General features: G+C 64.8%; 21 protein-coding genes and 1 pseudogene. 12 read left to right on the plus strand and 10 right to left on the minus strand.

Annotation, left to right across the window (positions count from 1 at the left end; genetic code table 11):
- The first annotated feature begins 10 nt into the window (after positions 1-10).
- The 7 genes and pseudogenes from ACW9UR_RS04910 to ACW9UR_RS04940 all read left to right on the plus strand — a co-directional run bounded on the left by ACW9UR_RS04910 (position 11) and on the right by ACW9UR_RS04940 (position 5797).
- Positions 11-877, plus strand: a complete 867-nt coding sequence (locus tag ACW9UR_RS04910; RefSeq protein ID WP_458915800.1) for a branched-chain amino acid ABC transporter permease — start codon at positions 11-13, stop codon at positions 875-877.
- 1 nt (position 878) lies between these two features.
- A complete protein-coding gene (locus ACW9UR_RS04915; RefSeq protein WP_458915801.1) occupies positions 879-1790 on the plus strand; it encodes a branched-chain amino acid ABC transporter permease in 912 nt (303 codons plus the stop codon).
- A complete protein-coding gene (locus ACW9UR_RS04920) occupies positions 1787-2515 on the plus strand; it encodes an ABC transporter ATP-binding protein (RefSeq protein WP_458915802.1) in 729 nt (242 codons plus the stop codon). Before ACW9UR_RS04915 ends, ACW9UR_RS04920 begins: the two co-directional genes overlap by 4 nt.
- Positions 2508-3221 (plus strand): ABC transporter ATP-binding protein, encoded by a 714-nt coding sequence (locus ACW9UR_RS04925; protein WP_458915803.1) that lies wholly within the window; start codon positions 2508-2510, stop codon positions 3219-3221. Before ACW9UR_RS04920 ends, ACW9UR_RS04925 begins: the two co-directional genes overlap by 8 nt.
- Positions 3106-4425 (plus strand): annotated as a pseudogene (locus ACW9UR_RS04930) (aldehyde dehydrogenase); the annotation flags it as partial. The gene ACW9UR_RS04925 and the pseudogene ACW9UR_RS04930, both read left to right, overlap by 116 nt.
- 254 nt (positions 4426-4679) lie before the next feature.
- Positions 4680-5168 carry a twin-arginine translocation pathway signal gene (locus tag ACW9UR_RS04935; RefSeq protein WP_458915804.1) on the plus strand — a complete coding sequence of 163 codons (489 nt, stop codon included), beginning with the start codon at positions 4680-4682 and terminating at the stop codon, positions 5166-5168.
- A gap of 17 nt (positions 5169-5185) precedes the next feature.
- On the plus strand, positions 5186-5797 hold the full coding sequence (locus ACW9UR_RS04940; RefSeq protein ID WP_458915805.1) for a ferric reductase-like transmembrane domain-containing protein: 612 nt from the start codon (positions 5186-5188) through the stop codon (positions 5795-5797).
- Positions 5798-5843: 46 nt separating this feature from the next.
- On the opposite strand, the gene ACW9UR_RS04945 is transcribed toward ACW9UR_RS04940, so the two are convergent.
- The 3 genes from ACW9UR_RS04945 to ACW9UR_RS04955 form a co-directional block, all read right to left on the minus strand.
- Entirely contained in the window at positions 5844-6617 is a 774-nt protein-coding gene (locus ACW9UR_RS04945) for an ion channel (RefSeq protein ID WP_458915806.1), read from the minus strand.
- 96 nt (positions 6618-6713) lie between these two features.
- Positions 6714-7169, minus strand: a complete 456-nt coding sequence (locus ACW9UR_RS04950; RefSeq protein ID WP_458915807.1) for a hypothetical protein — start codon at positions 7167-7169, stop codon at positions 6714-6716.
- Between the two features lie 255 nt (positions 7170-7424).
- Positions 7425-7715: a hypothetical protein gene (locus ACW9UR_RS04955; RefSeq protein ID WP_458915808.1), complete on the minus strand. Its 291-nt coding sequence runs from the start codon at positions 7713-7715 to the stop codon at positions 7425-7427.
- A gap of 1249 nt (positions 7716-8964) precedes the next feature.
- Between ACW9UR_RS04955 and ACW9UR_RS04960 the strand changes: the two genes are divergently transcribed.
- The 5 genes from ACW9UR_RS04960 (at position 8965) to ACW9UR_RS04980 (ending at position 14490) form a co-directional block, all read left to right on the plus strand.
- Positions 8965-10566: an ABC transporter substrate-binding protein gene (locus ACW9UR_RS04960; RefSeq protein ID WP_458915809.1), complete on the plus strand. Its 1602-nt coding sequence runs from the start codon at positions 8965-8967 to the stop codon at positions 10564-10566.
- 117 nt (positions 10567-10683) lie between these two features.
- Complete coding sequence (gene nikB, locus ACW9UR_RS04965) at positions 10684-11625, plus strand: nickel ABC transporter permease (RefSeq protein ID WP_458915810.1); 942 nt, start codon at positions 10684-10686, stop codon at positions 11623-11625.
- Positions 11622-12500: an ABC transporter permease gene (locus tag ACW9UR_RS04970; protein WP_458915811.1), complete on the plus strand. Its 879-nt coding sequence runs from the start codon at positions 11622-11624 to the stop codon at positions 12498-12500. The genes nikB and ACW9UR_RS04970 overlap by 4 nt, the downstream gene beginning before the upstream one ends.
- 2 nt (positions 12501-12502) lie before the next feature.
- Complete coding sequence (locus ACW9UR_RS04975) at positions 12503-13492, plus strand: ABC transporter ATP-binding protein (protein ID WP_458915812.1); 990 nt, start codon at positions 12503-12505, stop codon at positions 13490-13492.
- Complete coding sequence (locus tag ACW9UR_RS04980; protein ID WP_458915813.1) at positions 13489-14490, plus strand: ABC transporter ATP-binding protein; 1002 nt, start codon at positions 13489-13491, stop codon at positions 14488-14490. Before ACW9UR_RS04975 ends, ACW9UR_RS04980 begins: the two co-directional genes overlap by 4 nt.
- A gap of 62 nt (positions 14491-14552) precedes the next feature.
- Here the strand turns inward: ACW9UR_RS04980 and ACW9UR_RS04985 are convergent, their stop codons facing one another.
- The 7 genes from ACW9UR_RS04985 to ACW9UR_RS05015 form a co-directional block, all read right to left on the minus strand.
- A complete protein-coding gene (locus ACW9UR_RS04985; protein ID WP_458915814.1) occupies positions 14553-16412 on the minus strand; it encodes an ABC transporter ATP-binding protein in 1860 nt (619 codons plus the stop codon).
- Positions 16409-17308 (minus strand): ABC transporter permease, encoded by a 900-nt coding sequence (locus ACW9UR_RS04990; RefSeq protein ID WP_458915815.1) that lies wholly within the window; start codon positions 17306-17308, stop codon positions 16409-16411. The genes ACW9UR_RS04985 and ACW9UR_RS04990 overlap by 4 nt, the downstream gene beginning before the upstream one ends.
- Positions 17305-18228, minus strand: a complete 924-nt coding sequence (locus ACW9UR_RS04995) for an ABC transporter permease (protein WP_458915817.1) — start codon at positions 18226-18228, stop codon at positions 17305-17307. Before ACW9UR_RS04995 ends, ACW9UR_RS04990 begins: the two co-directional genes overlap by 4 nt.
- Before the next feature lie 67 nt (positions 18229-18295).
- On the minus strand, positions 18296-19879 hold the full coding sequence (locus tag ACW9UR_RS05000) for an ABC transporter substrate-binding protein (RefSeq protein WP_458915818.1): 1584 nt from the start codon (positions 19877-19879) through the stop codon (positions 18296-18298).
- 70 nt (positions 19880-19949) lie between these two features.
- Positions 19950-21179, minus strand: a complete 1230-nt coding sequence (locus tag ACW9UR_RS05005; RefSeq protein WP_458915819.1) for an amidohydrolase family protein — start codon at positions 21177-21179, stop codon at positions 19950-19952.
- Positions 21176-21904, minus strand: a complete 729-nt coding sequence (locus ACW9UR_RS05010) for an SDR family NAD(P)-dependent oxidoreductase (protein ID WP_458915820.1) — start codon at positions 21902-21904, stop codon at positions 21176-21178. Before ACW9UR_RS05010 ends, ACW9UR_RS05005 begins: the two co-directional genes overlap by 4 nt.
- Complete coding sequence (locus ACW9UR_RS05015) at positions 21901-22656, minus strand: SDR family NAD(P)-dependent oxidoreductase (protein WP_458915821.1); 756 nt, start codon at positions 22654-22656, stop codon at positions 21901-21903. Before ACW9UR_RS05015 ends, ACW9UR_RS05010 begins: the two co-directional genes overlap by 4 nt.
- Between the last annotated feature and the right edge of the window lie 24 nt (positions 22657-22680).

Consider the following 22680-nt stretch of genomic DNA (forward strand, 5'->3'; position numbering starts at 1 on the left):
ATCGGATTTCATGTTGCTCACAACCCTCATCCTGGGCCTCGTGCTCGGCGGCACCTATGCGTTGCTCGCTCTGGGGCTGACGCTCCAGTACGGCATCAGCCGCATCATGAACCTCGCCTATGGCGAGTTGACGCTGGCCGCGGCTTTCGTCCTCGTCGCACTCTTCCAGGGGGTCGGCCTTCCGCCGCTTCTGGCGATCGTTCTCATCGCACCGGCGGGATATGTGCTCGGATGGGTGCTCTACGCCGTGATGATGCATCCCCTGGTCGTCAGGTCCGGCGCGCGCGGCCGGCTTGAGGTGGACTCGATCCTGGCGACCTTCGGTCTGCTGTTCCTGATCCAGGGCATTCTTCTGGTGAGTTTCGGCGCTAACTTCACGTCGATCTCTTACCTGGATCAGGGTGTGTCGGTCCTCGGTGTTCCCGTCGCACTGAACAGGCTTATCGCGTTCGGGATATGCGTCGTGGTCGGCGGCGCGCTGGTCGTCGTGCTGGCGCGCACCCGATGGGGCCTCGCACTGCGAGCGGTCGCGCAGACGCCCGGCTCTGCACCGCTCGTGGGGATCGACGTAAATCGGGTTGCCCGGCAAGGCTTCGCGGTCGGGACAGCGCTTGCCGCTACGGCCGGTGCGTCGATTGCGATGTACCAGACCTTCTCGGCGACCGACGGGGTGATCTTCACGATGAAGGCGCTGGTCATCGTCATCATGGGAGGGGTCGGCAATGTCGCAGGCGCGCTTGTCGCCGGCCTGGCACTCGGGCTGATCGAGACAATCGTCGCGACCGCAATCGATCCAGGACTGACGCTGGCGGCGACGTTCACAATCTTCCTGGCGGTGCTGCTCTGGCGACCGCAGGGACTGTTCGGGCGCGGGTGAGATGAGGCTGATACTCCCACTCGCGGCTCTTGCCCTGTTCGCCTTCGCGCCCTTCGCCGTGTCGGACTATATGCTGGGACTGCTGATCGGCGCGGTGACCTACGTTACACTGGCCAGCGCCTGGGCACTGTTCTCCGGCCATACACGATACATCTCTCTCGCCACCGTCGCTTTCTACGGGACAGGCGCCTACGTGGTCGCCGTGCTGAACGAGACGATGCCCTACGTCTTAGTCCTCGGTGCCGCGGGGCTCATCGGTGCTGCAATGGCGCTGCTCATCGGCCTGTCGACGCTTCGTCTGGCCGGTGTCTACTTCGTGATTTTCACCTTCGGCCTGGCCGAACTCGTTCGGCAACTCATCACTTGGTATGAGGTGAACGTAACCGGCACGCTTGGCCGCTATATCTTCCTCGAAATCACGGCGCGCGCCATATACTGGCAGATGCTGGCGCTTGCGGCGGCGACAATTTCCATGACCGCCTGGATCTATCGCTCCCGCCTTGGACTGGCATTGCGCGTCATCGGTGATGACGAGGTTGTCGCCGCGCATTCCGGCATTCCGCTCGCCCGGACCAAGCTGACGATCTTTGTCTTGTCAGCGACCATTCTGACGCTTGCCGGTGCCATTGCGAGCCCGCGCTGGGTCTACGTCGAGCCATCGATTGTCTTCAACCCGACTGTCAGCTTCCTGACGGTGATCATGGCGCTGCTGGGTGGGGCAAACCGGCTGTGGGGACCCGCCCTTGGCGCTGTGCCGCTGTTCCTCGCATTCGAATGGCTGTCGACCAACTTTCCCGACACGTATCCGATCTTTCTTGGTCTGCTCTTCATCGGGGTCGTTTTCGCGCTTCCCGATGGCGTTCTCGCAGGCCTCGAGAAGCTCTGCACCCGCAAGATCGGGGGGGCGCCATGACGACGTTGAAGATCGAGAACGCGACCAAGCGCTTCGGGGGCCTCACGGCCGTGGACCAGGTTTCGTTCGAACTGGCGCCCGGCGAAATCGTCGGCCTGCTGGGACCGAACGGCTCCGGCAAGACGACACTGATAAACCTGATTTCGGGCGCCCTGCCTCCGACCTCGGGCCGTGTCGCGTTGGGCGGTACCACATTGACCGGCAAGCGCGCGGACCAGATCTCCCGCGCCGGGATCGCGCGCACATTTCAGCTTGTGAGGATCCTGCCGTCGCTGACCCTGACAGAGAACGTGATGATACCGGCCGTCTTTGGTGCGAGGTCCCATTGGGGTGACGCCGCGCGCCGGGTCGCGAGCGGCGCCCTCGAGCGCGTCGGCCTCGATGGCCGCGCCGACATGACCGCGGGCGATCTGACCTACATCGATCAGAAGCGGCTGGAGCTTGCGCGCGCGCTGGCTGCGGAACCTGCAGTGCTGTTGCTTGACGAATGGCTGGCGGGCCTGAACCCGACTGAGTTGGTCGAGGGCATCGCGCTGATCAACTCCCTCATCGACAGTGGGATCAGCATTCTCCTGGTCGAGCACATCATGGAGGCGGTCCGGAAACTGTGTCCGCGGGTCGTGGTGATGAACTCGGGCCGGGTGATCGCGGACGAGGCCACCAGCGCGGCTCTGAGCGACCCGCAGGTCATAGCGGCCTATCTCGGGGAGGCGGCCGATGCTTGAGATCGACGGGCTTACCGTCACCTACGGGAAACACGTCGCCCTGGACGGTGTCTCGCTGAACGTCGCTGCGGGCGAAATGGTGGCGATCCTTGGCGCGAACGGTGCCGGAAAGTCGTCGCTGCTCGGTGCCATTGGCGGGCGCATTCGGCCGACGTCCGGAGCGATCCTGTACCAGGGACGGGATATCCTCGCCCTGCCGCAGCACGCCCTGGTCGACGAAGGGATCGCTCTGGTGCCAGAGGGGCGCGGGATATTTCCCGGTCTCAGCGTCGAGGAAAATCTGGCCCTGGGCGCGCACCCGGCGCGCGCGAGGGATCGAGCGTCGGCCAGCAGGGAGGAGGTCTTTGCCTTGTTCCCGAAGTTCGAAGAGCGCCGCAAGCAGATTGCCGGCACCATGTCGGGCGGCGAACAGCAGATGGTCGCCGTCGGGCGCGCCCTTATGTCCGGCCCCGACTTGCTACTGCTCGATGAGCCTTCGCTTGGCCTGGCCCCCATCGTCTCGCAGGAAGTCTTCGCTGCACTCGCCCGGATCCAATCCGGTCACAGGAGAGACCGTGACCGAGGCGGCCGCGGCCAGTGTGGAAGATGCGACGCGAGCGGTCGACGCGGCAGCTCGCGCGTTCCCCGCATGGTCCGAAACCGGGCCCGGCGAGCGACGCGCAAAGCTGCTGGCGGCGGCGGAAAACCTCAAGGCGCGGGGCGATGACATCGTGAATGCGATGAAGGATGAAATAGGCGCAACCGAAGGCTGGGCCCGTTTCAACGTCATGCTCGCCGCAGACATGCTGCTGGAGGCCGCCTCGCTGACGACGCAGATCAAGGGCGAGGTCATCCCATCCAACCGCCCCGGCAGCACTGCGATGGCGATCCGGCAACCGGCAGGCGTCGTGCTGGCGATGGCGCCCTGGAATGCGCCTGTCATCCTCGGTGTCCGGTCCATCGCCGCGCCGCTGGCCTGCGGCAACACCGTGGTGATGAAGACCTCGGAACTCTGCCCCCGGGTCCACGCCCTCATCATCGAGGCAGTCGCCGAAGCCGGCTTCCCGGAGGGAGTCCTGAATGCCATCTCTAACCATCCCGACGACGCCCCGAAGGTGGTCGAGGCCCTGATCGCGCATCCTGCCGTGCGCCGGGTGAACTTCACCGGCTCGACCCGCGTCGGACGCGTCATAGGAGAGCTCGCGGGGCGCCATCTCAAACCGGCGCTGCTGGAGCTTGGCGGCAAGGCGCCCCTGATCGTCCTCGAGGATGCGGATATCGATGCAGCCGTCGCGGCCGCGGGCTTCGGAGCCTATATGAACCAGGGCCAGATCTGCATGTCGACCGAACGGATCATCTGCGTCGGCGATGCCGGAGACCGGTTCGCCGAAGCGTTCGCGACAAAGGTCGCGAACCTGACCGCGGGCGACCCGCGAGAAGGTACTTCTCCGCTTGGATCTCTGGTCAACGAAGCGGCCGCCGATCGCGTGCGGGGCCTTATTCAAGACGCGATCGACAAGGGCGCGACCCTGATTGCCGGCGGCGGAGACGGGACGATCCTGAACGCCGCCGCGCTCGACAACGTCACGCCGGACATGCGCCTCTACACCGAAGAGAGTTTCGGCCCGGTCGCGGCGATCATCCGCACCGCCTCTATCGACGAAGCTGTCCGGGTCGCCAACGAAAGCCAGTTCGGCCTGTCATCAGCGGTCTTCGGCCAGGATGTCATGCGGGCGATGTCCGTGGCGAAGCGGATCGAGAGCGGCATCTGCCATATCAACGGCCCGACCGTCCACGACGAGGCGCAAATGCCTTTCGGGGGCGTGAAGGCCTCGGGCTTCGGCAGGTTCGGCGGAACCTGGGGGATTGCCGAATTCACCGAACTGCGCTGGATCACGATACAGGATGAACCGCTGCACTACCCGATCTAGCCGGCAGGCGGGGCTGCCGTGGGCCTGTCTACCTGCCTACGGTTCGGTTCTGTCGCCAAAACAGGCCCATTCCCGCCTCCCCCGCCGTGTGGAGAAGACGTACACCCTGCGCACGATCACCAAGTCGTGACGCGTGGTGTCGCCTTCTCGACCGCTCCCAACTCGGAATCTCATGAGGGCATGCTATCCTCGGATCTAACGGCCTACCGTGCCGGACCAGTTGGAACGCTGCTCGATCGATAGGAGAACGCTACATGCCCAAAGTTCTGTTCACCCGTCGCACTCTGCTCTCAGTCGGTGCCGCCACCATGGCGAGCATCGCCTCCGTCCCCCTCGCTCCGGCCCAGGCGAAAGGTCTCGAGCCGACGCGCTCGATGCGAGGCGGCTCGAACAATTACCGTCCCGGCGCCCCGATCGTGGACCAGATCGGCGGCGGCGGTTTCTGGATGCGCGGAACCGTGAGGCGTGCCGGTGACGGTGCCCCGCTTGCAAACCAGCGGATCCAGATCTGGGCGCACACGACCGAAGGACACGAGCGGGATCAGCGAAGCCACGGCGCGACGCTCACAGATGCGAACGGGGTGTACCGGCTGGAGATGCCACAGATCGTCCCTGCGTTTGGTCAGCCCCATGGCCATCTCGCCTATGACAGCGGGGAGTTCGAAACCGTCTTCCTTCGTCCCGTTATGGGCAGTTCAAGCGATACCAGCCTCGAGGCGCACTTCGTTCTGCAACCGGCCTGACCGGAGACGTTGTACGGATGAGCGGGGTCCGCTCGGCGCTCGCGTGGTTGGCGCTATTGCTGGCGATTGCCGTGCCTATCGTGGAGGCGGCAACCAGTCCGTTGCTGGAATGGCGGGCTCCGATCTACATCGCGGGGGGCTTCGCCGGGATCGTCGCCATGGCCCTGATGCTCTTGCAGCCGCTACTGGCGGGCGGGTACCTGCCCTGGCTGTCCACATTCCGTGGACGACGCATCCATCGATGGACGGGGAGCTTTCTGGTGATCGCGGTGGCCGTCCATGTCCTCGCGCTCTGGATCACGAGCCCGCCGGACGTGATCGACGCATTGCTGTTCGTCTCTCCGACGCCGTTCGCCGCCTGGGGCGTGATCGCCATGTGGGCTGCCTTTGCGGCGGCGCTTCTCGCGCTTTTCCGCCACCGCATGCGCGCGCACCTGCGCCTTTGGAGGCGTGGGCACACCGCCCTCGTGGTCGTCACGGTGCTGGGCAGCGTGGTCCACGCCATGCTGATCGAGGGCACGATGGAGACCATGTCGAAGACGCTGCTCTGTGCACTTGTAATCGCGACGACCCTGAAAGCGGTGGCGGACCTGCGGGCCTGGGCCGGACGCTCAAGTCGTGGCGCCTAGCCTGGCGGTTTGGCGGCCGCGTTGACCTGCGAGCAGCCAGCGCGCTTCAGTCCGCTCCTTGCGTTTCGATGGCCAGTATTTCACCGCAGTGCTTGCAATGCACGGCGTCCGGATCATGCCGCGTCAAGCCGCAGCGCGGGCAGGGATGGTGCACCCGAGACGGCTTGAAGACCGTCCCGGCAAGACGCAGGAACAACGAGACGCCGACGACCATGATCGCGACCGCTCCCAGCTTGGCCAAAGGAGTCTGAGGCGTGAGGTCGCCGTAGCCTGTCGTGGTCAGGGTCGTCACGGTGTAATAGAGCGAGTCCACATAGGCACCCGCGCCGCCTCCTGTGCCCGCAAAGAACAGGAAGACGACCGAGGTGGTGAAGAAGACGAAGACAAGCAGGTTGAGCGCCGCCACAAGGGCATCCTCGTGCTCCCTGAAGAACCGCCAGTCGCGCCTCAGATCCTGCAGGAGATATTCGGATTGACCCAAGCGAACTGCACGAAGGATTCTGAGGAACGTGAGGTCGACGTGCAGCAAAGGGTCCAGGACCAGCGACAGCAAGACCACCAGGTCGGCCAGAACATAGATCTGCGAAAGGTGGTGCCTGCGATTGTCAGAGATCCAGAATCGACAGACGAAATCGATGGCGATCAGTAGCGCGAGTATGAAATTCACGGCCCGCAGCAGAGGCGCCGCAGGTAGTGGCACCGTGGCAATGAAGTAGACGACGGTGGCAAGATCGAACAGGATCAGCCCGTAGCGCAGCCTCCGCGCGGCAGTCGACTGGCCCGTATAGAGTTCTAATACCTTGGCCTTCAGCCTCTCCATCCAGATCTCCCCGTTACTCAGGAAGACTAGGCCAGCGTGGCCGTATCTGACCAGCTTCTACCGTTAGTGAGGCTCTTGAGGTCCTCGGGAGCGATTTCAGTAGCAGCTCCGCGAGTGAAGATCATAGTGCAGAGTGGGATACTCGCGTGCCCGCAAATCCGGCGCTTCCCTTGGCAGACTTGGCTCGAGGATCGGCTCGGGAATGGGGGGCAAACTGTCCAGGTCCAGCGCGAGCCGCTGACAGATGGCGATATCCTGTACTGCGATGTCCGTCGGGATCCGCAGATCGATGAGATGTCCCTCCCTTCGGCTTACACTTGCACGGAAGCTCAGCGGGGGATCCAGCACGAAGGTCTCCGTTGCGGGACCAAAGAGCGCTTCTTCCCCTTGCCAGTCGGTACCTGAAGCGAACATCACGTGGTATTGCCCCGGTGGCACAAGCACCCGAAAGAACTCGCCGCCACGGACATAGGCTGCCAGAACCGGCTGCTCTGTATCGACGGGTTGAATTTGAAGCAGGTAATCGGCCCCCGGCTGTGTCTTGACCTGCAAGGGGAGTGTCGCCGCGAGGCCGGAGCGGTTCCACAACAGCCCCTGTGGGCGTTCCTCAGCACCGCTGACGCCCGCCAACAACAGGCAAATGATACATGCTGCTTGGGCGCTCCGCATAGCTACAATATGGTAAGTCTAGGCACCGTTATCGAGGTCTGATGATGCACCCGGTTCATCTTGATGCGATGCACACCTTCGGTCTCTCCCCTTCGGTTTCATTCGAGTAGAGCTTCGTCCTTCTCACGAAGTCTTTGTTCAACTGGCCCCGGACCAGTCGACCAGCTTCGATTTGTAGTCGGAGCGCGGCAAGGTTCCGAAGGGTACAAGCTCGATTTCCGTTGTCACGATCAGGTCTTCGCGTAATCGCTGGCGAATGCGGGTTCCCAACACAGGGTCAGGTTCCGCGTCACGCGCCAACTCAATGACCACCGGCAGGGGTGGCGCCTGCTTCACGCCCTTCGCCTTTGGGCGTATTGAGATCGCCCCGCTCAGGCTTTCACCCATCTTGCCGATGACATCCCGCACCGCGGACGGAAAGACGTTCACACCCCGGACAATCAGCAGGTCGTCGGTTCTTCCGATGCAGCGAACCCGTGGCGTTGTCCTGCCGCAAGGACAGGCACCAACGGATACACGCACTCGGTCACGCGATCGAAAGCGTAGGAGCGGGGCCGCCCGGTGCCTGAGGTGCGTATAGACAAGCTCCCCCTCTGCGCCTTCCTCCAGGGGAACGGGAGTTCCGGTGTCGAGGTCGATCGGGGTGCGACCTAGTTTGGGCTAGGCGCGCGGATGTCGCAATGGCAGCGGCATCTCTGGGGTTTGCAGAATGGTCTGAGCATCGGGCACAGGATCCGGGCCAGCATAGCGGTGCCTGTGGAGCCCGGCGCGGAATGCGCCCGACCCGGTCGCGGTGCGGACCCTGTCCCGCGTTGGACTCTTTCACCGGGATACCCGTGGCTGCGAAATTGAGCGTCGCCGCAGTGTAGCAGTGCTTGAAGGGGAGCATCTCGATTGTCCGCCTTGCGATGGCGGCACTGCCGACAAGCGGTTCGCGCAGCGGATCGCGCCATCTGATGCCGGCGTTTCCGCCGACGGATTCTCGTACGGTCCCGCAGGTGAGATAGCCGAAACGGGGTGCCCATTGCCCTTTCGGAGCGTGCTGTGTGGAGACTGACCGAGGATCACGAGCACCCATCCTCGACAAGAGCGGCCAAAAGCGCCTCTCCCCGGTGAAGACGGACAAGGGGGAGGAAGCTCGAAGCGCCGGCAGCACTGGCTTCAACAGCGGATGTCGGTTGTTCCGGTCTTCCTGAACGCGCCTGAACTCAGCGGCAAACCGGGCTCGGCGAACCGGGCCTGGCGCGTGGGTCTGCCGGCTAGGTTTTGCGGTGCTTCAGAGACGAGATATCGGGACAATGTCAGTTCAGCCGTGGCGGCCCCTGCTTCGGTCGCGGCCGACACCGCCCATGTGGCATACACCTCGCGCGTATCGCCCTATCGTGTGCCGCTTTCTTCGGTCGTTCCACGCCCTGCCTCCCGTCAAGAACCTCGGCTCGAATCTCGCCCCGTGGGCTGAGGGGTCTCGGTGTCAGGTTTGGGCACGGGTTCAGAAAATCGGAAGCCAATCCGACTGCTGGCCGCGTTCTAGATTGTAGATCGAATATCGTCCACCGGATTATGTCGACCTGTTGACTGTCGACAATTATCGTGCAAGGATTTTGGTATGCCGCTCAAAGAAGCGGCTCCAACAGGGGGCTCCGGCCCGATTTGCAACTCTCCACAGAGAGGACTGACCATGACCGGAAAACGACTTGCGGCCCTCAAGGGCTGCGTGGCCGGGATCGCCTTGCTGACGTCTGCCGGCGTCGCGACAGCAGCGGGTGATCTGGTGATCGCGATGCCGTCCAACAACGAACCCGCGACCTTCGATGGACAGATCGACCCCTACCAGTCGACCTGGCTGGTAGACTCGCTGATCACCGATCCGCTGGTGGTGATGGCGCCGGACGGGCAGTACATCCCCGGGCTGGCCACGGACTGGGCCGTCGATGACGACGGAAAGACCTGGACTTTCACGCTTCGCGAAGGGGTCACCTTCCACGATGGAACACCCTTCGATGCCGCTGCCGTCAAGGCGAACTTCGAGCGGGTCCTGGCGCCCGAAACCGGGTCCGCGCAATTGGCCAGCGACATCGGGCCGATCGCCTCGATGGAGGTGGTGAGCCCGACCGAGCTTGTCGTGAAGTATGACGAACCCTGGATCACGCTGCTTGATGCCGTGCGGCGCGCGCCGCTGTGGTCGCCGAAGGCGCTCGAGACGGCCGAGCCTGGCGACATGGACGCGATCCTGATCGGCACCGGCCCGTTCAAGTTCGTCGAATGGGCGCAGAACGATTACATCCTGCTTGAGAAGTGGGAGGATTACGGCGGCTGGAACGCAATGATGGAGGCGCCGGGTCCGGTCGGCCTGGACAGCGTCAGGATCCGCTTCATCGGCGAGGCCGCAGTGCTGGGACAGATGCTTGCCACCGGCGAGGCGACCATGGTCTACGACCTGCCGCCGCTGTTCTCGGACCAGTATGTCGGCAACGATGCCTACCAGCTGATGAGCAAGGGGCAGGCGGGCACCGGGCTGCAAATGGTGATGAACGTCCGCAACCCTCCGCTGAACGACATCCGAGTGCGCCAGGCCCTGCAGCACGCGAAGGATTCCCCGGCGATCAACGACCTGCTCTACGATGGCCTGTACCAGGCGTCGGACGGCCCGCTGAACAACATCCATCCCTGCTTCTGGGAAGGCGCCTCGAGCCTCTATCCGCATGACACCGCCAAGGCCGCCGCTCTGCTGGACGAGGCCGGTTGGGTCGACGACGGATCGGGCATGCGCGTCGCCAAGGGCGTGGAAGGTGTCGAGGACGGAACGCCGCTGACCCTGCGCTGGTCGGTGCTTCACCACCAGGAGATCGGCGAGGTCGTGCAGGCCCAGTTCAAGGAGGTCGGAATCGGCCTCGAGGTCCAGGTCGTGCCCGGGCCGGTCCAGCTGGAGATGGTCACCAACCGCGACTTCGAGCTGATCTACGAGCGGCAGAGGTCACCGAGCCCGCTGATCCTGGACCAGGTCTGGAACTCCAAGTGGGATCAGCCGGGTGGCTGGGCGTGGACCGGCTATGCCGACCCGGAACTCGATGCCCTGCTGGAACAGCTCCGTGCGATCGCGGATGCCGACGCGCGGTGCGAGGTTGCCCGCGAGGCGCAGAAGATCATCATGGAAAACGCCCTGATGCTGCCGACCCTGAGCCAGCCGATCACGGTCGGTCTGGATCAGTCGGTGAAGGGTTTCCAGATGGGGGCCGAAGGCAACTGGTTCTTCCTGCACAACGCTTCGATCGAAGACTAGGTCGAAGGGCACGTCGGGCGGCGGTACGACCACCGCCGCCCGGCGGCTTCCATACTTGTACAGGATCGAGAACGTCATGACCGGTTTGTCTGACCGCTGCTGGACGGTGCGCGCCTGATGGGCCGCTATGTCACGAACAGGCTGCTTCAGCTGGTGCCCGTGCTGCTTCTGGTCTCGCTTTTCGTCTTCGCGGTGATGCACCTGCTGCCGGGTGACCCCGCCTTGCTGATGCTGGCCGGGGCCGAGGGCGGCGCGATTTCGCCCGAACGCTTGCAGGAACTGCGGGCCCAAATGGGGCTGAACGACCCGTTGCCTGTCCAGTACCTGAACTTCCTGACCAATGCGCTACAGGGCGATCTTGGCAGTTCGGTCCGGTTTCAGAAGCCGGTGACCGAGTTGATCGGGGACCGCTTCGGAAGCACGCTGGAGCTTGCGGTGGCGGGCCTGCTGGTCGCGATTGCGATCGGTCTGCCGCTGGGCATGGTCGCCGCCGCGCGGAAGGGCGGCTGGATCGACACGCTCTGCATGACGCTGTCCTATGTGGGCTCGTCCATGCCGGTCTACTGGCTGGGCCTTCTGCTGGTCCTCGTCTTCTCGTTCACCCTTCACTGGTTCCCGTCCGCCGGTGGGACCGGCCTGCGCTCGCTGGTGTTGCCGGCGGTAACCTTGGGCCTTTTGTCCGCCGGGGTGCTGGCGCGTCTGATCCGGTCGAGCATGCTGGAGGTGGCGACCGAGGACTACATGCGCACGGCACATGCCAAGGGGCTGCCCACGCGGCTGGTGATCCTGCGGCACGGGCTCAAGAACGCGATGATCCCGGTGCTGACGATGATCGGGCTGCAGTTCGGCGCGCTTCTTGCCGGGACCGTGGTGACCGAGACCGTGTTCAGCCGCCCGGGGCTGGGCCGGCTGATCGTGAATGCGATCCTGTCCAAGGATTACCCGCTGGTACAGGGCACGATCCTGTTCCTCGCGGTGGTCTATCTGCTGGTCAATCTGCTGGTCGACATTGCTTATGCCTGGCTTGATCCGCGCATTCGATTCGGAGCACGGGGATGAGTGTAACGACCGAACTCCCCGAGGAGACGGTGCAGGCCCCCTCCCGGCATAGCGGCGCTGCGGCGCGGCTCCTGAGCCATCCCGGCGCGGTCATCGGGTCATGTATCCTGCTCGCCTGGATCCTGATCGCGATCTTTGCGCCGCTCGTGGCCCCCTATGATCCGGCCGAGCTGGTCAGCCGGGCCCGGCAGGCCCCTTCCTGGGATCATTGGCTTGGGACCGACATGTTGGGCCGTGACGTGCTCAGCCGGGTCATCTACGGCTCGCGGATCTCGATCTCGCTCGGCCTGATCGCGGTGGCGCTGGGCGGCATTCCCGGAGTGATCCTTGGACTGCTCGCCGGGTACTTCGGGGGATGGGTCGATACGATCATCTCGCGCTTCGTCGACGCGCTGCTGGCCTTTCCGTCGATCCTGCTGGCGCTGATCGTCATTGCCTCGCTCGGCCCGTCTATCCAGAACATGATGATCGCCGTTGGGATCGCGACCCTGCCGGATTATGCGCGACTGGTCCGTGGATCGGTGCTCGCGATCAAGTCGCAGCCCTATGTCGAAGCGGCGCGTCTGGTCGGGAACAGCCATCTGAGAACGATGGCGCGCCACATCCTCATCAACGCCAACGCACCGATCGTGGTGCTGGCGACCCTGCAGGTCGGCAGCGCGATCCTGATCGGGGCAGGACTGTCGTTCCTGGGTCTGGGGGCGCAGCCTCCCACGCCGGAATGGGGGCTTATGTCCGCCGAGGGGCGGCAGATGTTGCAGCGCGCCTGGTGGATCTCGACCTTTCCCGGCGTCGCAATTCTCAGCGTGGTGATCGCATGCAACCTGGTCGGTGACGGTCTGCGCAGCGCGCTCGACCCAAAGATGCGGATGTGACAATGGCCCAACCCCTGCTGGATGTTTCTGACCTGCATGTTTCCTTCCGCACCGACCGGGGCATGGCACATGCCCTGCGCGGCGTGTCGCTGTCGATGCAGCCCGGTGAGACGCTGGCCGTCGTGGGCGAGAGCGGTTCAGGGAAGTCCGTGACCGCCCTCGCGATCATGGGGCTGCTGCCGAAAAAGACCGCCAAGCTGTCGGCGACCGCCTTGCGGTTCGGTGGGCGGGATCTGTTGACCATGTCGGTGGACGAGCAGCGGCGCATGCGGGGGCGGGATGTGGCGATGGTGTTTCAGGACCCGATGACGTCGCTCAACCCGGTCCTGACGGTCGGCCGGCAACTCTCCGAGATCGGCGAGTTGCATCTCGGGATGGGGCGCTCGGAGGCGCGCGGCCATGCGGTCGAGACGCTTCGCATGGTTGGCATCCCGTCGCCGGAGGCGCGCATGTCCAGCTATCCGCACCAGTTCTCGGGTGGCATGCGTCAGCGTGTGATGATAGCAATGGCAATCGCCTGCAAGCCGCGCCTGTTGATCGCGGATGAGCCCACTACGGCGCTCGACGTCACGATCCAGGCGCAGATCCTCGACCTGCTCAGCGAGCTACAGGAAGAAATCGGCATGGCGATCATGCTGGTGACTCATGACCTGGGCGTCGTCGCTCGCGTCGCGGACCGGGTACAGGTCATGTACGCCGGGCGCGTTGTCGAGACGGGCCCCGCCGAGTCGGTGTTCGATGCTCCGGGCATGCCCTACACCGAGGCGCTGCTGCGGTCGGTGCCGCGCGTGGATCTTGTCGAGGATGCGCCGCTTGATCCGATCAGAGGCAGTCCGCCGGATGTGATGCGCATTCCCTCTGGCTGCAGTTTTGCGCCGCGCTGCGATCACGTCCGGGACGCCTGCCATGCGGGTGTCCCGCCGCTTGCGCCGTGCGGGGCAGGGCATCGGGCAGCGTGCATTCTTGTCGAAGAACAGGAGGTCGCGCTGTGAGTTTCGATGATACCGCATCGGCAGTGGATGCAAATGCCCTGGTTCGGCTGCGTGACCTGAGGGTGCACTTTCCAATTGCCAGGGGACTTTTCTCGGGCCATCGCGGCGTGATCAAGGCGGTCGACGGGGTGGACCTGGACATACCTCGGGGAGAGACACTCGGCCTTGTCGGTGAAAGCGGCTGCGGCAAGTCCACGCTCGGGCGCGCCATCGTCGGCCTCGTGCAGCCCTCCGGCGGGGAAATCCTGCTTTCGGGGGAGGGCGGGGACAGGCCTTTTGGGCGGCGCATCCAGCTGATTTTCCAGGACCCGGCCGCCAGTCTGAACCCGCGGATGACGGTTGCCGCTACACTTGCGGAACCCGTCCGCCTGCACGGACTGCGCAAGGGGCGGGCGGCCATCGACGCGCGCGTGCTGGATCTGCTTAAGATGGTCGGTCTGGATGAAAGCGCGGCGCACCGGTATCCGCACGAGTTCTCCGGCGGGCAGAAGCAGCGGGTCGGCATCGCCCGTGCGCTGGCGTGCGAGCCGGACCTGATCGTGTGCGACGAGGCAGTATCGGCCCTGGATGTCTCGATCCAGGCGCAGATCGTCAAGCTTCTCGAAAACCTGCAGAAGCAGCTTGGTCTGACCTATCTGTTCATCGCTCACGACCTGGGGGCGCTCAAACACATCTCTCACAAGGTCGCGGTCATGTATCTTGGCAAGGTGGTCGAGGTCGCACCCAAGGCCGAGCTGTTCTCGAATCCGCGCCATGCCTACACGCGGGCGCTGTTGTCCGCGATCCCGGTTCCGGACCCAAGGGCCGAGCGCCTTCGCCGCCGGATCGTCCTGCGCGGCGACATTCCCAGCCCGGCCAATCCGCCTGCCGGATGCCGTTTCCATACCCGCTGCCCCATCGCGATCGACCGCTGCGCTGTGGAAACGCCCGCGCTTGATCCGGTGGGCAGGGGGCATCACGCCGCGTGCTGGCGCGCGGGCGAGGATGTGGACCTCTAGACGGTAGACGGTTCCTCAAAGCCCTTCTCGCGCCGAGCCTTCGGCGCGGTGCAATTGGCTGCTCAACCGGTTTCTGCGGCCCAGTGTCCCGGCGAGATTTCCTTCATCGCGGTCTTTGTCGGGAGCCATCCCACCGGATGAACCGGGCTCGGGATCTCGCCCTCTATACGCGTGCGATCGCGCGGATGGGTCGGGTCGGCGACGGGCACGGCCGCCAGCAGTTTGCGCGTGTAGGGATGGGCAGGGTTCTGAAAGACGGATTGCCGGGGGCCGATCTCGACGATCTGACCAAGGTACATGACGGCGACGCGGTGACTGATCTTTTCGACCACGGCCATGTCGTGGCTGATGAACAGGTAGGACAGGCCGCGCCGAAGCTGGATCTCCATCAGCAGATCGATGATCTGGGCCTGCACCGACACATCCAGCGCCGACACGCTTTCGTCGGCGATCAGCAGGTCGGGATCGCTGGCCAATGCCCGTGCGATGCAGATCCGCTGGCGCTGGCCGCCCGAGAACTCGTGCGGGTAGCGGCCGGCCATCTCGGGGGTCAGGCCGACCTGCTCGAGCAATTCGCTGGTGCGGGTCTTCAGTGCGCCTCGACCGCTGACGAGGCCATGGACCACCATCGGCTCTGAGATCGAGTAGCCGACGGTACGCCGCGGATCGAGCGAGGCGAACGGGTCCTGAAAGACATACTGGATCTTCTGCTTCAGGCCGCGCCGCCGCGCCATCGTCATTTCGGCGGTATTGGTCGAGCGAAACCGGATGCTGCCCTCGGTCGGTTCGGTAAGCTGCTGCAACGTGCGGCCAATCGTAGTCTTTCCGCTGCCGGATTCGCCGACCAACGCCAGGGTTTCCCCCGGATGGATATGAAAGCTCACGTCCTCGACCGCGTGGACGCGGTGCGTCACTTGCCCGAAGAAACCGCGCCGGGCATCGAACCGGACCGAGAGGTTGTGCGCCTCCAGCAGGGTGGCGGACGGGTCGACGGTGTCCTGAACCTGGCTCTCGCCGCTTTGCCGGATGCCGTCGTTTCCGATGACCAGAAGGGGCGTCCTCTGCGGCAGGGGTTGGTCCGCCATGCTCCCAAGGCGCGGCACCGCCGACAGCAACGCCCGGGTATAGGAATGCGTCGGGGCGGCGAACAGGTCGCGTACCGGGGCGGCCTCGACGGTCTGTCCCTTCCACATCACCACGACATCGTCCGCCATCTCGGCCACCACGCCCATGTCGTGGGTGATGAAGATGACGGATGTGCCGGTCTCCTGCTGCAGTTCCTGTATCAGGTCCAGGATCTGCGCCTGAATGGTGACATCGAGCGCGGTCGTGGGCTCGTCCGCGATCAGGATGCGCGGCTCGCACGCAAGCGCCATCGCGATCATCACCCGCTGCCGCATCCCGCCCGACAACTGGTGCGGATAGGCGTCCAGAAGCCGTTCGGCGTCGGGCATCCGCACCCGTTTCAAAAGCTTCACCGCGCGATCGCGGGCCGCCCTGCGCGACAGCCCTTCGTGCAGGATCAGGGTTTCGCAGATCTGGTCGCCGATCGGAAAGACCGGGTTCAGCGAGGTCATCGGCTCCTGAAATATCATGGATATTTCGCGGCCGCGGATCTGGCGCAGGTCCGCATCACTCGCCTGTGCCAGGTCGACCGTCTGCCCGTTCTGCCGGTTGAGAAGCATCTGCCCCGAGGTGATCGTGCCATTCGCCGAGTCCGTCAGCCGCATCACCGCAAGCGAGGTCACCGATTTGCCTGAGCCGCTCTCGCCGACGATGGCGAGCGTCTTACCGGCCTGGAGGTCGAAGCTCACGTCCTGCACGACCTCGGTTCCGCCGAACGCTACCGAAAGGTTGCGGACCGACAGCAGCACTTCGGCGTCCTGGGTGGACTCCATGGCGGTTCGAGACTGCATCTTCATGATCCGGTCACCTTGCGTACGCGGGATTTCGGGTCGAGGAGGTAGCTCAGCCGGTCCCCGATCAGGTTCACGGACATCACCGCCAGGAACAGCGCGAGTCCGGGAAAGATCATCATCCATGGGGCGTAGCGCATGTACTCGCGGCCGCTGTTCAGCATCGCGCCCCATTCCGGCGTGGGCGGCTGTGCCCCGAGGCCCAGGAAGGACAGCGTCGCGGTCGACAGGATCGCCTCGCCCAGGTTCAGCGTGCCCAGCACGATTAGGGTCGGGGCCACGTTGGGCAGGAGGTGCTGCCACATGATGCGCCAATGATCCGCGCCGATGGCACGGGCCGAGTCGATGAAAAGCTGCTCTTTCACCGACAGCACCGCGCCGCGGGCGACCCGGGCGAAGCGCGGAACCTGCGCGATGCCGACGGCAAGGACGACGTTGACCAGCCCGACGCCCAGAACCACGACCACCATGATCGCCAGAACGACGGACGGAAAGCCGAGCATCACGTCCACCGCCCGGCTGCCGATAGCGTCGATCCGGCCGCCGCTGTAGCCAAGGATGATGCCCAGCGCGCTGCCGATGATCAGCGCGAACAGGACCGTGGCGATGCCGATGGTCAGCGAATAACGCCCGCCCCAGACGATCCGCGAGAAGATGTCCCGCGCAAACAAGTCGGTGCCGAAGAGGTTCTCGGCGTTCGGCGCGCCGAGCCTTGCACCGACATCCATCTTCGCAGGGTCGAACGGGGCGATCCACGGCGCGCAAATCGAGGTCAGCGTCAGGACCAGCAGGACCAGAATGCCGATGGCTGCGCCGGGATGGCGGACGAACTCGCGCAGGAAGCTCAGCGCACGCACGTGGCGCGCATTGCGTTCGGCGGGGGCGAGGGGGATGTCGGTCATGTTCTGCGGGCCTGCACACGGGGGTCGATCACTCCGTATAGAAGATCGACGATCAGGTTCACGATCACGTAGACGGCGGTGGTATAGACGACGAGCGCCTGCACCAGCGGCAGGTCTTTGGTCAGAACGGCGTCGACCAGCATCGTCCCGAGGCCCGGTCGGGCAAAGACGTTCTCGGTCACCACCGCGCCGCCGATCAGGACGGCGATCTGGATGCCCAGCAACGTGACCGGCGGGATCAGCGCGTTCCGAAGCGCGTGCTTGAAGGCGATCCTGCCGCGCGACAGGCCCTTCGCCCGTGCCGTGCGAATGTAGTCCTGGTTCATCGCCTCGATCATCGAGGCCCTGACCAGCCGGGCAAGCCCGCCCGCTATGTAAAGGCCAACCGAGATCGACGGCAGGATCAGCGCAGGCAGCCCGTCGCCCACGATCGGCACCCAGCCGAGCGTCATGCCGAACAGGTAGATCAGCACCATGCCGATCCAGAAACTCGGGAGTGAGATCCCGGCAAGTGCGACGACCATGCAGGCGGTGTCGATCCAGGTATTCGGTTTCAGCCCGGCGATCATGCCGAGGATGAGCCCCATCGACAGGCCTACGATCAGACCGCCGGCGGCGAGTTCCAGCGTGGCCGGCGCCTGCTCTGCGATCATCTTCGTCACCGGCTCGCGCGAGCGGAAGCTTTCACCCAGATCGCCGGTGACGGCGCGGCCGAGGAAGTCGACGTAGCGCTCGGCGATCGGCTTATCGAGGCCAAGCCGTTCCCGCTCGCGTTCGCGCACCTCTTCCGAGGCGGGTACGCCGGCGAGCATCAGGTTGACCGGATCACCCGGTATCCATTGCAGGACCAGGAAGACCACGGTCCAGGTGAAGAACAATACCGGGATGATCCCGATGATCCGGCGAAATGCATATTGCATGGCTGCCCCGCGGAAGTGCTGGAACGACCGGGCAGGGCCGGTCGCTCCCGGGTTCAGATACGATCCGTCACTCGGCGGGCCGGACGTCGTAGAGACGGACCTGCCAGTTGCCCGGCGCGAACCGCAGCCCCTCGATGGCACTGCTGTAGGCCACCGTCTGCACTTGATCGTGGATCGGCATGAAAGCCGCATAGTCCATGATCATCTTCTGCGCATCGGCATAGAGTTGCGTCACCTCGTCGGCCGAGGTCGCCATCGCCGCCATCTGGAGCGTCTCGTCCAGCTTCGGCTCGTTCCAACGCATCCAGTTGAACTTGAACTTGCCGGGCTCGGGGATGTTGGTCGAGCTGAACGGGATGACCAGGACCGAGGGCGAGTTGAAGACCCAGCGGATCTCGCCCATGTGGTACTCGTTCGCGAGGATCAACTCGTCCTGCTTGGCCTTGGTGACGATCTCGACGGCCAGATCGATGCCGACCTCCTTGGCCTTGGCCTGAAGCGCGACGGCGGTGTCCGGCTCCAGAAGCGAGGCGTAGTGGATGCTGAGCTTCTCGCCGTCCTTCTCGCGGATGCCGTCCGCGCCCATGGTCCAGCCTGCTTCCTCAAGCAGCGCCGCAGCCTTCTCGGGATCGTAGGGGTAATAGTCCTCGACCCCCGGCCAGTAGGCGGGTGTCGCGGACGAGATCGGGCCGAAGGCCGGCTTGGCCAGACCGAAGAAAAGGTTCTCGGCAAGGCGCGGGCGGTCGATCGCGTGGAACAGGGCCTGCCGCACCTTGATGTCCTGAAGCGGGCCGCGCGACGTGTTCAGCATGATCGAGAACGGCACGCCGGATGCGACGCCGACCACGGTCTCGAACTTGCCCGAGTCCGACAGCCGACGGATGTCCAGAGGCGGGGTCAGATCGCTGACGTCCACTTCTCCGGTCTCAAGCGCGGCGACGCGGGTTCCGGCATTGTTGATGAACTTGTGAACGATCTTCGAGACCTGGCTGGGGCCTTCGTTGTCGTAGAATTCGGGCGCCCAGGCGTAGTCGTCGTTGCGAACAAGCACGACCTCGCTGCCCTTTTCCCAGGATTCGAACTTGAACGGCCCCGTGCCGACCGGCGCCTGAGCGAACCCGGTGTTGCCAAGCGCTTCGACCGCGGCCGGGCTGACCGGGGACAGCTCGTTCTCGCTGTAGCTGGCGACGGCGCCGGGGAAGGGGCGTTCGTAGTCGATCCGGATCTCGTAGGGGCCGAGGACTTCGGAGCCGGCGTAGGGGCCAAGCAAGTCGACCGCGCCCTGCGAGCCGGTCGCGGGGTCGACGATGGTGTCGAAGGTGAACTTGACGGCCTCGGCGTCGAAGGGCGTGCCGTCGTGGAAGGTGACGCCCTCGCGCAGCTTCAGGGTCACCGACTTGTTGTCATCCGAGACGGTCCATTCGGTCGCGAGTCCGGGGTGGAGCGTGCCTTCCGCGTCAGCCGCAATCAGCTGATCGAAGATCTGCACGATCACCTGTTCTTCGTGGCGCGACTGGGTGACGCGCGGGTCGTACCCGACATCCGATGTGCTGTCGTCGGCCCATGTGACGGTCAGGTCCTGGGCGAGCGAGGCGGATGAGAACGCGAGTAGGGCTGCCGTCATCGCGGCTCCCGATAGCAAGTTCTTCATTTTCTTCTCCGTGTTGGGTCAGTCCAGAGGTGTCCCGCCATCTCTTTTCCGGAAGGCTGGGACGGGTCGTTCACTCGATCTGCTTGCCTCCCAGGAAGACGGTCTTTTTGTCATTGTCGCGAAGCACCGAGAGATCCCGCGAAGGATCGCCCGCCACCAGCACGAGGTCGGCGAGTTTGCCGGGCAGAAGCCGCCCGGCCTCCAGTTCCATGATGTCTGCGTTGGTCGCGGTCGCGGCCGAGATCGCCTCGACCGGGCTGAAGCCGCCTTCGACAAGACATTCCATCTCGCCCAGGCTGCTCGGGCCATGTTCCAGCAGGAAACCCGCGTCCGAGCCCGAGCCGATCCGGACGCCGCGCGCGCGGGCGCGGCTCAACCGTTCCCACATCGCGTCGAGCGAATTCTCTCCCCACCGCTTTGCGCCCCACGAGGCGTTCGGGTCGTTCGCGGTATATGCGGAGGAGGTCTTGTTGACGAGCAGGGTGGGCACCAGGAAGGTGCCGCGCTCGGCCATCAGATCCAGTGTCTCGTCGTCGATCCAGTGCCCGTGTTCGATGGTGTCGCAGCCGGCTTCGACGGCGGCGCGCAGCGGCGGGCCGCCCGAGGTATGCGCGCCGACATGGAAGCCCATCTCGTGCGCTTCCTCGCAGGCCGCCCGCATCTCGGCCGGGGTCATCTCGTACCGGTAGGGCTTGCGGTCGGGATCCTTTCGCGAGCCGACGCAGGGGTTCACCTTGATGAAGTCCGCGCCCCGCCGCATCTGTGTCCGCACGCCTTTACGAAACCCGTCCGGGCCGTCGCAGGGTGCCGTGAAGTCGCGGAAGCTGACATGATCCGCGAACCCGCCCTGATCCATGTGTCCGCCAGTGACGGTCAGGCCCATGCCGCAGGCCATGATCCTCGGGCCTTCGACGTGGCCTGCGTTCACCGCGTCGCGCAGGTCGATGATCGTTCCGCCCGGCGCGTGCATGTCGCGGACGGCGGTAAAGCCGCTGCGCAGGGTCTGCCGGGCATAGTGCGCGGCCCGCAGCGCCACGGACGCGTAGTTCAGATCGACCAGTTCGGCCCGGAACTGCCGCAGATCGGGGTGGCCGCTGTAGGCGAGGTGCACGTGCACGTCGATCAGGCCGGGGATGAGCGTGCTGTCCGGGGCCTCGACGATCTTTGCGCCTTCGGGTGCGGCGATATCGGCCTGCCGCCCGACCGCGAGGATCCGGTCGCCGTCGATCAGAAGTGCGGCGCCTTCCAGCGGCGGGGCGCCGGTGCCGTCGATCAGCTTGCCGACGCGAAAGAGGATCATGCCGCGCCCTCCGTTCGCAGGCGCTCGCTCAGTTCCCACGCGCTGACGTATTGGTCATGGATCCCGCTTGCGTCCTGGCAGGCGAGATGGACGAACGCCGGGGCGAACTCTTCGGGTTCCTTCCAGATCTTCCGGGTTTCCGCGTCATAGGTGATCTCGCTCATCGCGGTGTGGACCGGATGGCCGGGGGTGAGCGTGTTGACCGAAACGTTGTACTTGCCGAACTCGATGGCCAAGGCGCGGCTGAAGCCCTCAATGCCGAATTTCGACGCGCAATAGGCGCTTTCGTCGTCGCCACCGTGTTTTCCGGCGCGGCTGGAGACGTTGATGATCGCTCCGGACCGCCTGCGTTTCATGCCCGCGGCGACGGCGCGGGTGCACAGGAAAGGACCGCGCAGGTTCACGGCCTGCAGCCGGTCCCAATCCTCGGTCGAGGTATGTTCGATCGGTTTGAAGAAGATGATGCCGGCGTTGTTGACCAGCACGTCGATCTGGCCGGCGGTCCCCTCTATGTCCGCGAAGGTGCGCACGACGTCGGTCTGATCCGTCAGGTCCATGCGGCGGGCGAGGATGTTGGGCCTCGCAATTTCGGCAACTTCGTCGCCGAGAATGTCCAGCGCGTGGACCTGCGCGCCCTCTTTCGCGAACGCGAGCGCAGCGGCCCGCCCCAGTCCGCGAGCGGCGCCGGTGATGACCGTGACCTTGCCCGCGAGCCTGCCGCTCATGTCGCGACCCTGCCGCCATCGACCAAAAGGCCGACGCCGGTGATGAACCCTGCGCCGGGGGAGCACAGGAACATTACGGTTTCGGCGATCTCCTCGCCGGTGCCCATGCGGCCTATGGGCGTGATGGCGCGCCATTTCGCCTCGACTGCCGCCGGGTCGGCGGCGAGTTCCAGGTTGCGGCGGTTCATGCCGGTGTCGATCACGCCCGGATTTATCGCGTTCACCCGAATGTTCCGGTCCGCGTACTCGATCGCCAGAACGCGGGTCATCGACATGATCCCGCCCTTGGAGGACGCGTAGGACAGGTTGCCGCCCACGTTCGCGAAGGCGCTGACCGAGGAGTTGTTGACGATCGCCCCGCCGCCGGTTTCGAGCATGGCGCGGATCGCGTGTTTGCAGCCGAAAAACACACCCTTGAGGTTGATCGAGATCACCCGCTCGAACAGTTCTTCCGTCAGTTCGTGAGAGGGCGTGACCGGCTGTTCGATACCGGCATTGTTGAACATTGCGTCGAGGCGGCCGAAGCGGGTGACGGCGGACCCGACGAGCGCCTCGACGTCTGCCTCCGAGGCCATGTCGCAGCGCTGGAAGTGAAGCTTGTCCCCGGCTTCGCGCGACAGCGCTTCTCCGGCGGCTTCGTCCACGTCGCCAACGACGACATTCGCACCCTCGCGCAGGAAGGCCAGAGCGGTCGCCTTGCCCATGCCGTGCGCGCCGCCGGTGACGATCGCGGTCTTTCCCTCGAACCTCATGGCGGGTCTCCCGAAGCATACTCT

The sequence above is a fragment of the Halovulum sp. GXIMD14794 genome (genome assembly GCF_054457455.1).